The sequence below is a fragment of the Bacteroides sp. AM16-13 genome (genome assembly GCF_003602705.1).
In the GTDB taxonomy this organism is placed as follows: domain Bacteria; phylum Bacteroidota; class Bacteroidia; order Bacteroidales; family Bacteroidaceae; genus Bacteroides; species Bacteroides xylanisolvens.
Map to the genome: position 1 here is coordinate 1 of NZ_QTLK01000051.1, position 9,748 is coordinate 9,748.

At 39.0% G+C, this 9,748-nt stretch carries 9 protein-coding genes and 1 pseudogene; 8 read left to right on the top strand and 2 right to left on the bottom strand.

The features are described 5' to 3' along the window. Positions 1-198 precede the first annotated feature (198 nt). On the bottom strand, positions 199-870 hold the full coding sequence (locus DW173_RS23190) for a YczE/YyaS/YitT family protein (RefSeq protein WP_118195310.1): 672 nt from the start codon (positions 868-870) through the stop codon (positions 199-201). Positions 871-1,026: 156 nt separating this feature from the next. On the opposite strand from DW173_RS23190, the gene DW173_RS23195 reads away from it, so the two are divergent. Further along, complete coding sequence (locus DW173_RS23195; protein WP_008025531.1) at positions 1,027-1,917, top strand: helix-turn-helix domain-containing protein; 891 nt, start codon at positions 1,027-1,029, stop codon at positions 1,915-1,917. Between the two features lie 169 nt (positions 1,918-2,086). Here the strand turns inward: DW173_RS23195 and DW173_RS23200 are convergent, their stop codons facing one another. Next, on the bottom strand, positions 2,087-3,844 hold the full coding sequence (locus tag DW173_RS23200) for a 1-deoxy-D-xylulose-5-phosphate synthase (protein WP_120145314.1): 1,758 nt from the start codon (positions 3,842-3,844) through the stop codon (positions 2,087-2,089). Between the two features lie 178 nt (positions 3,845-4,022). Between DW173_RS23200 and DW173_RS23205 the strand changes: the two genes are divergently transcribed. The 7 genes and pseudogenes from DW173_RS23205 to DW173_RS23235 all read left to right on the top strand — a co-directional run bounded on the left by DW173_RS23205 (position 4,023) and on the right by DW173_RS23235 (position 9,671). Then, positions 4,023-4,790: a class I SAM-dependent methyltransferase gene (locus tag DW173_RS23205; RefSeq protein WP_008025527.1), complete on the top strand. Its 768-nt coding sequence runs from the start codon at positions 4,023-4,025 to the stop codon at positions 4,788-4,790. 410 nt (positions 4,791-5,200) lie between these two features. Beyond that, a complete protein-coding gene (locus DW173_RS23210; protein ID WP_118219395.1) occupies positions 5,201-6,232 on the top strand; it encodes an alpha/beta hydrolase in 1,032 nt (343 codons plus the stop codon). 17 nt (positions 6,233-6,249) lie between these two features. Then, positions 6,250-6,801, top strand: coding sequence for a cyclophilin-like fold protein (locus DW173_RS23215; RefSeq protein ID WP_252196905.1), 552 nt, complete (start codon positions 6,250-6,252; stop codon positions 6,799-6,801). Positions 6,802-6,812: 11 nt separating this feature from the next. Beyond that, the gene (locus DW173_RS23220) at positions 6,813-7,676 is read left to right on the top strand and encodes a DUF3737 family protein (protein WP_120145315.1); all 864 of its coding nucleotides are present in this window, start codon (positions 6,813-6,815) and stop codon (positions 7,674-7,676) included. Between the two features lie 3 nt (positions 7,677-7,679). Then, positions 7,680-8,837 (top strand): MalY/PatB family protein, encoded by a 1,158-nt coding sequence (locus DW173_RS23225; protein ID WP_118219391.1) that lies wholly within the window; start codon positions 7,680-7,682, stop codon positions 8,835-8,837. 68 nt (positions 8,838-8,905) lie between these two features. Beyond that, positions 8,906-9,022: pseudogene (locus DW173_RS24465) on the top strand (EamA family transporter); the annotation flags it as partial. Between the two features lie 73 nt (positions 9,023-9,095). Continuing rightward, positions 9,096-9,671 carry a sugar O-acetyltransferase gene (locus tag DW173_RS23235; protein ID WP_049702500.1) on the top strand — a complete coding sequence of 192 codons (576 nt, stop codon included), beginning with the start codon at positions 9,096-9,098 and terminating at the stop codon, positions 9,669-9,671. Positions 9,672-9,748 lie beyond the last annotated feature (77 nt).

The window sequence follows — 9,748 nt, forward strand, 5'->3', positions numbered from 1 at the left end:
TAACTCGCAATGAATTAGTTGCCTTAAATTTTCTTATTTCAGGAATATCCCTAATTATATCTAAAATAAAGAGTCGCTTCTTTGAAAGAATCAATCAGATTCTAACAGAGAAGCGACTTTCTTTTATAGCGATTTTCTTATATTGATCTTTTTATATGACTCCTTTTATAAGGCGTTTATTTTAAATAGATATAGGGCTTACTTCCAGACCGGCAGTAATCTATGGAGGGTTTTTCTAGTCATTATCTTCTGATTCAGGAAGCTGACGATATACCCCGTTATACAAGCGGCAATGAGTGATCCTTCGCGTACTCCCTGAATACCTTGAGTCAGCAGGAGCGAGAGAATCACGGCTAATGTAACCAAAGTAATATCAAAATAAACTTTGAACTTTCCAAATTCCTTGTTATAATGGCGGGATGCATATTTCACAAATGCTTCTGCACTCATCATGGCTACTCTTGGTTTCAGTTCAAGCACTACTCCGATAGACTGCACTATGCATCCTGTAAGTAATAAAGCAATCGACATACCATAATTAGCGGGATGCAGTTCGCTTGTCAGCATCATATTGAAATCAATGAATGCCGAAAAGATAAAAGAGAACGGTAGTTGAAGAAGAATTTCAATAAGATCCTGTCGGGTTCTATTCTTTCGGATTAACCAGAACTGTCCCAGGATAAGCACCATGTTGATGATAAATGTGCAAGTACCCAACGATAAAGGACTATTCAGGCTTAATACATAATTGATGCTCGATATGGGAGTAGTTCCCAATGCCGAGCGTATAATCAACACGATACCTGCCGCTAAAAAATAGAGTCCGATAACAAACACTAAATACCTCTTAAAAATCTCTTTCATTTCCATGTCTTTTTAACCTCTTTCTATTGATTCCTTTCTCATGTATTGAAAAGGATATGCAAAAGGTCTTGTTTTTTACTCTGAAATAGATTATCTAATTCCATACAGTTTTTGTCATATCCGAAACAAATCGTATTTTTACGTCATAAAATAAAGGTGTAAATGGTAAAATCTCGTATATTTGATAATACGCAACTATTGAAGGAGCATCCTGAACTTCCTCATTATAAAGAGGAGGTAGTCTGTTTCCGGAGTGAATATAAAGACAGAAGTTATCCGGCAAATGAATGTTATTTCAATCGGGAGCTTTATATGATATTCGTTCTTGAAGGCCGTTCGGAAATTCTACTGAATGGAGAGTTTATTGCGATAGAACCGAATATGTTACTTATTCATGGAGCAAATTATCTCACAGAACATCTTTATTCAAGTCGGGATATTAAATTTATCACTCTCGCCCTTTCCGAATCTATGCGGACGGACGATTCTTATCTGACACAAATCACGGCAATCCTGTTGGCAACCATGAGGCGGAATAAGCAATATACGATTCAGTTGACAGAGTATGAAGCTCAAATCATCCATAAGGAGCTGGAAGTATTGATGCATCTGATGAATATTGAACATCATTTCCTTTTCCGGCGTATACAGGCAGCCTGCAATTCTCTGTTTTTGGATATAGCAGATTTTCTTTCCCGAAAGACCGTTATCAAAAAAGAGATCAGTCGTAAAGACCACGTTCTGCAAGAATTTCATGCACTCGTTACCCGTAATTTCAGGGAAGAACATTTCGTGAGCTTTTATGCGGATAAACTGGCTATTAGTGAACAGTATCTGGCACGTATTGTACGTCTTGGAACAGGTAAGACTATCAATAGCCTTATTAATGAATTGTTAGTAATGGAAGCGCGTACTTTATTGAGTTCTACCAAATTTACGGTTGGTGAGATTGCTACTAAACTGGGGTTTAGTGATGCAGCCGGTTTTTGTAAGTTCTTTAAAAGAAATGCGGGACAGACTCCGTTGAATTATCGGAAAGGATTATTGATTTGAACGGAAAGGATTGCTGAACTGAATGGGGAATTACTGAACTGAATAGGGAATATAATGAATTTAAATAACAAAATGATTGATTTGAATGAAAATGGAAGTAGGTTGATGCAACTGTCCTTAAAGACCGTATACATCAACCTACCTGAATATATAGTGAATGGGTTTGATTTTAACCGATCACTGCTGTGATATCTTCTACAATCTGTTCATCCGTCAGATGATTGGCACGGAGAAACTCCTGTATATCATATCGGTCAACAAATTCTTTTTTAGCTCCAAAGTTCAGAACTTTCATGTTTGTAGCACCATAATAACGGGCAATCTTTTCACCGAAACCGCCATCCAATACACCGTCTTCCAACGTAATCACTAATTCGTGATCTGCTTTCAGTTCATCCATCAGTTCGTTGTCTACACCGGTGATGTAACGCGGATTGATGAGTGTTGCGTCAATATTGGCTTTTTCTTTCAGAAGTGATGCAACCGACTGTCCCAATCCATAGAACGAACCTAAAGCAAGAATGGCTACTTTTGATCCACGATGCATCACTTTATAGCGATTGAGAACACTATAATCAGTCTCCACCGGTTCCCCACAAGTAATTACATCTGTTGCCGGCACACGGATAGCAACCGGGTGTTCATTTTGGCGGATGCTCCATTCTAGCATAGCAAGATATTCCTCTTTGCAAGTCGGTGCCAGATAAACCATATTCGGAATATTACTGATAAGCGGAATATCGAAGAAGCAGAGGTGAGTTACATCATTCATTCCGGACAGTGTACCCCAGAATACCAACAAAACAGCCGGGTTATTATTGATACAGAGATCTTGCGAAAGTTGATCGTATGAACGTTGGATAAATGTACTATACACTCCGTAAACAGGTTTTCCGCCATTGGCTGCGATACCCGAAGCAAGAGCTACTGCGTGTTCTTCTGCAATACCGACATCTACAAACTGTTTGCCAGCTTCCTGGCGGCGGTCCGGAGTGAATCCGAGAACGGCAGGAGTACCCGAAGTGATTGTCACCACACGAGAATCTTCTTTCATCTTTTTCAGCAGATATTGAGCGGTTACTTCGCTGTAATCTTCTTCCTCATAACTGACTTTTGCTTCTCCGGTTTCCGGATTGAATGGAGTGCGCCAGTGATAAGTCTCTTTATCTTGTTCGGCACGTGCATAACCTTTACCTTTCAAAGTGTTGATGTGTACTACTATCGGATGCTGAATATCTTTCACTTTGGAGAACGCTTCAATCAATGCTTGTACGTCGTTACCCTCATTTACATATATATAATCCAGCCCCATCGCCTTGAAGAAATTACATTCACACTGACCGTTACTGTCACGCAATTCTTTCAGATTCCTGTATAGACCTCCATGATTTTCAGCGATAGACATTTGGTTATCATTGACGATAATAATCATGTTGGTGCCAAGCTCTGCTGCATAATCCAGTCCTTCAAAAGCTTCCCCTCCGCTTAAAGAGCCGTCGCCTATGACAGCTATGATATTTTCATTGCCGCCTGTGAGGTCGCGTCCTTTTGCCAATCCGGTGGCCAGACTGACAGAAGTAGAAGTATGACCGATTACAAAGAAGTCGTGTTCGCTTTCTTGTGGTTCGGTATAACCGGACACGAGATCGTATTCTTCCGGATGAAGAAAAGCGTTTTTACGGCCAGTCAGCATCTTGTGTACATAACTTTGGTGCGATACATCGAATACGATTTTATCTTTTGGAGAATTGAATACATAGTGCAAGGCAATAGTTGCTTCCACCATTCCGAAGTTGGGTCCGAAATGCCCGCCATGTTCGCTTAACTTTTGTAGGAGTGACACACGGATTTCATCACTTAACTCGTTTAGCTCTTTTACCGACAGCTTCTTTACATCTGCCGGAGAATAAATATTTTCTAAGTACATATCAAACAGTTTTTTACGTTTATACCTATTATCTTTATCACACTGCAAAGATACTGCTGATTTTAGATTCGGTTTGTATATAGATTACGGATTATTTTACCTATATTACCGACCTTGGAAAATAGGACTGACGATAAACATAAAAATAGTAGATAATATATATTGGAGGACAACATATATGAATAGTGATTATAAAGTGGGCGATTTAATTTATGATGCAAATATTTATGATGCAATGAATACCAATCTAGATGATTGGTACTTTTATAAGCGATGGCTGCCGGAAAACAAGGATGCACGGATACTTGAACTTTGTTGTGGTACGGGCAGGCTCACTCTGCTCATTGCAAAGGAAGGATATGATATTACTGGGATTGATTATACCCCTTCAATGCTTGCCCAGGCAAAAATTAAAGCTTCCGAAGCAGGATTAGAAATAAGTTTTATCGAGGCAGATATCAGAACTTTGGATTTGCCGGAAAAATACGACTTTATCTTTATTCCGTTTAATTCAATTCATCATTTATATAAGAATGAAGATTTATTTAAGGTATTTAATGTCGTTAAGAATCACCTCAAAGACGGTGGCTTATTTCTGTTTGATTGTTTTAATCCGAATATCCAATATATAGTTGAAGGTGAAAAAGAGCAGAAAGAAATTGCTGCATATACAACCGATGACGGTAGAGAAGTATTGATAAAGCAGACAATGCGATATGAAAATAAAACTCAGATTAACCGTATCGAATGGCATTATTTTATCAATGGTAAGTTCAACTCTATTCAAAATCTGGATATGAGAATGTTCTTCCCTCAAGAGTTAGATTCATATTTGGAATGGAATGGTTTTCATATTATTCATAAGTATGGCGGATTTGAAGAAGAGGCATTTGACGATAATTCGGCAAAACAGATATTTATTTGTCAATGTGACTTAGTGTATTGAGATTTTATTAATAAATAAGTGAAAATGTAATTTGTTGGCAATCAGTATGGTAGCGTGGTTGCCTAAAGGCCTTTTGGGGCTGTCTTTATCCTTTTGAACTGGAAGTACTCATCAGAATTCTTTTTCAGTTTCGACTTTTCTCATTTTGTTTAATGATTCTTTAGTTACTTCTCGTAATAAATTTGGCGTTCGCTAAAGTAGGAAGTCTGACTTTGGCTTCCTTGGTTTTGATACTTACCTCATTTCCTTAAATAAGTTAGAATAGATATTATAGCACTTGATAAAAAAATATAATCCGTAATTGGGGTTATTATGTCAGTAATTCATCTACAAACGGTCTCTTTCTTTCATCGTATTTTTGCAATGTAGAAAGTAGACAATCAATTCTTTAATAATTAAAAATAAGAGATATGAAACGGATTTTATTATTAACAACTGTATTTATGATGATGCTTGGAACTAGTTTTTCTTCTGCACAGACAGATGCAGATAACTTTTATAAAAGTGATTTGGTAAGTGTGGAGAAAGTTTCTTTTTCCAACCAGTATAAAATGAAGGTAGCCGGAAATTTGTTTCTGCCTAAGAATATGAAAGAAGGGGACAAATACCCTGCAATCATTGTCGGACATCCAATGGGAGCTGTCAAGGAACAGAGCGCGAATCTTTACGCAACGAAAATGGCCGAACGGGGTTTTGTAACACTCTCCATAGACCTGTCTTTTTGGGGTGGGAGTGAAGGCGAGCCGCGCAATGCTGTTCTGCCGGAAGTTTATGCGAAAGACTTTAGTGCCGCAGTTGATTTTTTAGGTACCCGTCCGTTTGTTGACCGGAATCTGATTGGAGTAATCGGTATTTGCGGTAGTGGAAGTTTTGCTATCAGTGCAGCGAAAATAGACCCTCGCCTTAAAGCCATTGCGACAATCAGTATGTACAATATGGGTACGGCTAGCCGTAACGGGCTAAAACACTCATTGACATTGGAACAGAGAAAGCAAATAATGGCTGAAGCAGCAGAACAGCGTTATGCTGAATTTTTAGGTGGAGAAACTAAATATACCGGTGGCACTGTACATCAACTGACAGAAAAGTCCAGTCCGATTGAACGGGAGTTCTATGAGTTCTACCGTACACAAAGAGGAGAATTTACCCCCGACGGAGCAACTCCTATGACCACCACTCATCCTACACTTTCAAGTAATGTGAAATTTATGAATTTCTATCCTTTCGAAGATATTGAGACTATTTCACCCCGCCCTATGCTTTTCATCACCGGTGAAAATGCCCACTCACGTGAATTTAGTGAAGATGCCTACCGATTGGCCGCCGAACCTAAAGAACTGTATATAGTACCCGGTGCCGGACACGTAGATCTTTACGATCGTGTAAGCCTTATTCCATTTAATAAACTGGAATCTTTCTTTAAGGAATATCTAAAGAAATAAGTTTTAATACTATAAATATGAGATACTATATAATAGCAATTCTTACTATGCTGACATTATCGGTCGGTTCCGCATCATGTAGCGAAGATGAACCTATACAGGGAACAGGTCAACAAGTGACTCCGGGTAATGGTTCTGGTTCCGGTGATAATGGCAGTAACAATAATGGCAATAATCCCGATGATAATGACGACAATAACGATGATACCCCAGTGAGCAATAATCTTAAAATAACAATCGGACCTGTTTCATTCAATGCCACATTGGACAATAATGAGACAGCGAAGGCATTTAAGAGACTACTCCCTATGACAGTGGATATGTCCGAACTGCATGGTAATGAAAAATATTATTATCTGTCGAATGGTTTGCCGACAGCGTCGTCCAATCCCGGGACTATTCGGACAGGTGACTTGATGCTTTACGGTTCCACTTGTGTGGTACTATTTTATGAAACCTTTTCCACTTCATATACTTATACCCGTTTAGGACGTATAACAAATCCTTCAGGACTGGCCTCCGCCCTTGGTTCAGGAGGCGTAAATGTAACTTTTGAAATAACAGATTAAAGAATAAACTAATGGAACAAATAAGAAATAAAGAATACGGAGGCGAACGTCCTCTGTTCGCGACCCACGACCTTCAACTGGAAGATGTAACAATTCACGCCGGTGAATCTGCATTGAAAGAATGTAGTAATATTATAGCAATCAACTGTCGTTTTGAAGGAAAATATCCTTTTTGGCATACCAACGGATTCATTGTGAAAAACTGTCTCTTCACAGAGGGAGCCCGTGCTGCTCTATGGTACTCTCAAAGTCTGCAAATGGCAGATACCTTGGTAGAAGCACCGAAGATGTTTCGTGAAATGGACGGAATAAAACTCGAAAACGTGCAGTTGCCTAATGCTTTGGAAACGTTTTGGTATTGCCGTAATATAGAACTGAAGAACGTACAGATTGATAAAGCGGATTACCTTTTTATACACAGTGAGAATATTAAGATACAAAACTATGCCCAAAACGGGAACTATTCGTTCCAATATTGCAAGAATGTAGAAATCCGTAATGCAGTTATCAATTCCAAAGATGCTTTCTGGAATACGGAAAATGTAACAGTCTATGATTCCGAGCTGAACGGAGAATATCTGGGCTGGCATTCTAAAAACTTACGTTTGGTAAATTGCAGGATTTCGGGAACTCAACCGCTTTGCTACGCACATGATCTGGTGATGGAAAATTGTACGATGGCAGAAGATGCTGACCTTGCTTTTGAACACAGTAGTGTGAAGGCAACGATTAAAAGTCCCGTTCATAGCGTAAAAAATCCTCGTACGGGAAGTATTGTTGCCGAAAGTTTCGGAGCAATCATTTTGGACGAAAATATTAAATCACCAGGAAATTGCGAATTGAAACTTTGGGATGATCTAACCTGTTTTAATTGAAATATGAAGTATAATTTCGATGAAATTATTCCACGCAGAGGAACGAATTCTTATAAATGGGATTCGGCTGAAGATGCGGATGTATTGCCGATGTGGGTAGCTGATATGGATTTCCGTACGGCTCCCCCTGTCGTGGAGGCACTGAAGAAACGGGTGGAACATGGAATTTTCGGATATGTACGTGTACCTGATGCATACTACGAGGCTGTTGTAAATTGGTTTGCTCGACGACATGCCTGGCGGATAGAGAAAGAATGGATTATTTACACCACCGGCGTTGTGCCGGCAATATCTGCTGTAATTAAAGCATTGACACTGTCCGGAGATAAAGTAATGGTGCAGACACCTGTATATAACTGTTTTTTCTCCTCTATCCGTAATAACGGATGCGAGATGATTGCCAATCCTTTGGTATATAGAAACAGGGGCTATCAGATTGACTTTGATGATTTGGAGCGGAAAGCTTCAGACCCGAAGGTAAAACTTTTGTTGCTATGTAATCCGCACAATCCTGCCGGAAGAGTGTGGAGCAAACAAGAGTTAAGGCGGATAGGTGAGATTTGTCTTCGAAATAATGTCTTTGTGGTTGCGGATGAAATTCATTGTGAATTGGTATTTCTGGGGCATGAATATACTCCTTTTGCTTCTATATCAGAAGAATTCCTACTGAACTCGGTCACTTTTGTTTCGCCTAGCAAAGCCTTTAATTTGGCAGGACTTCAGATAGCCAATATCATTTCCGCAGATGCAGATGTACGGAGGCGGATAGATAAAGCGATTAATATAAATGAAGTCTGTGATGTGAATCCTTTTGGAGTGGAGGCGTTGATAGCTGCTTATAATGAGGGTGAAGAATGGCTGGAAGAACTTAAAATCTATTTGTTTGCGAATTATATCTATTTAAAAGGTTATTTCGAGACCTATCTTCCGGAGTTTCCTGTAATGATGTTGGAAGGTACGTATTTAGTTTGGGTAGATTGTTCGGTTCTGCATCAGGCGTCAGCGGAAATAGTCAAAGACTTGTTGAAGAAAGAAAAACTTTGGGTAAACGAAGGCAGCCTGTATGGAGAGGCTGGTGAAGGATTTATCCGTATCAATATTGCCTGTCCGCGACAGCGGTTGATAGATGGATTAAACAGATTGAAGCGGGCTTTGAAATAATAAAATAATTGTCAGTTTATTGAGAGATCCCCCTTCTCACTCCCCGTAAATACGAATGAAAAGAAGTAGTGGCCTTAAAAGACTTTTTGCCTTTCCTTCTCGGAGCATTCTAGTTTATGGCTACCGGGATTATATTTCTTGGAATTTGTCATTTGCGGGGAGAACAAATTATAAAGAAAAAGCTTGGGCAAACGTGCTCATTTTAATGATGTAATTCCTTATATTTGTATCAGGATGAATAAATCAATAATTTGAAAAATGAGAACGGAAAAAGAAAAAATGTTGGCGGGAGAAGTTTATGATTGTGCTGATAATGAGTTATTGACCAGATGGCATAAAGCAAAGCAGCTTCAACAGGAGTATAATAATACTCTCACTACTGATGCAGGTAAAATTTCTGATTTATTAGATGAATTAATCGGTTCAAGGGGGGATAATGTCTGGATTAGTGCTCCTTTCTTTGTGGACTATGGTGAGAATATTTATATCGGGAAGAATGTAGAGGTTAATATGAATTGCGTTTTTCTTGATTGTAACAAGATTGTTATCGGTGATAATTCGGGGATTGGGCCGGGAGTACATATTTATACTGTTTTTCATTCTACAAAGGCATCGGAAAGAACCTCTGAAAACAGTACTTTTTGGAAGTCACAGACAGCTCCGGTGATTATTGGGAATAATGTGTGGATTGGTGGAGGATGCATCATTCTTCCGGGAGTAACTATTGGCGATAATACAACTATTGGGGCAGGGAGCGTTGTCACAAAGTCTATTCCGGCCAATGTGCTGGCGGTTGGCAATCCGTGTAGAATCCTTAAACAGATAGAGGATTGATATTTCTTTTTAATATTTATATATTAATGCGAATCAGTAGTTGAACTCTGATTCCTTGTTTTAGAAAATTAGATAAA